This window comes from Hymenobacter agri (assembly GCF_054778495.1).
Genome location: NZ_BAAGZM010001287.1, coordinates 1 through 556, shown reverse-complemented (window position 1 = coordinate 556; position 556 = coordinate 1). Strand labels below are relative to the sequence as shown.

The window sequence follows — 556 nt, the reverse complement described above, 5'->3', positions numbered from 1 at the left end:
TCTGCGTCGCCGAGTTCACCGCAAACGTGGCCACCGTGCCGTTAAACGTCACCGCCGTAGCCCCGGTGAAGCCGGTTCCGGTTATCACTACCGACGTGCCTACCGGGCCGCTGCCCGGGCTCAGGCTACTGAGCGTGGGGGCCGGGGCGGCTACGGTGAAGGCGAGGCCGTTGCTGGTGCCGCCGGGCGTGGTCACTGTCACGAGGCCGGTGGTGGCCCCGGCCGGCACCGTAGCCGTAATCTGGGTGGCCGAGTTCACCACAAACGACGCGCTGGTGCCGTTGAAGCTCACGGCCGTAGCGCCCGTCAGGTTGGTGCCGGTGATGGTCACGCTGGTGCCGGTGGGCCCGCTGCTCGAGCTGAGGTTGGTGAGCGTCGGGGCCGGGGGCAGCACCGTGAAGGAGAGGCCGTTGCTGGTCCCGCCGGCCGTGGTCACGGTTACCGGCCCCGTGGTGGCGCCGGTGGGCACCGTAGCCGTAATCTGCGTCGCCGAGTTCACCGCAAACGTGGCCACCGTGCCGTTAAACGTCACCGCCGTAGCCCCGGTGAAGCCGGT

1 protein-coding gene is annotated in these 556 nt (G+C 69.8%); it reads right to left on the bottom strand.

Translation table 11 applies throughout. From position 1 onward, the window contains the following. Window positions 1–556: IPT/TIG domain-containing protein (locus ACYVDE_RS25840; protein ID WP_460504359.1), on the bottom strand; the 556-nt coding region annotated here is incomplete at both ends.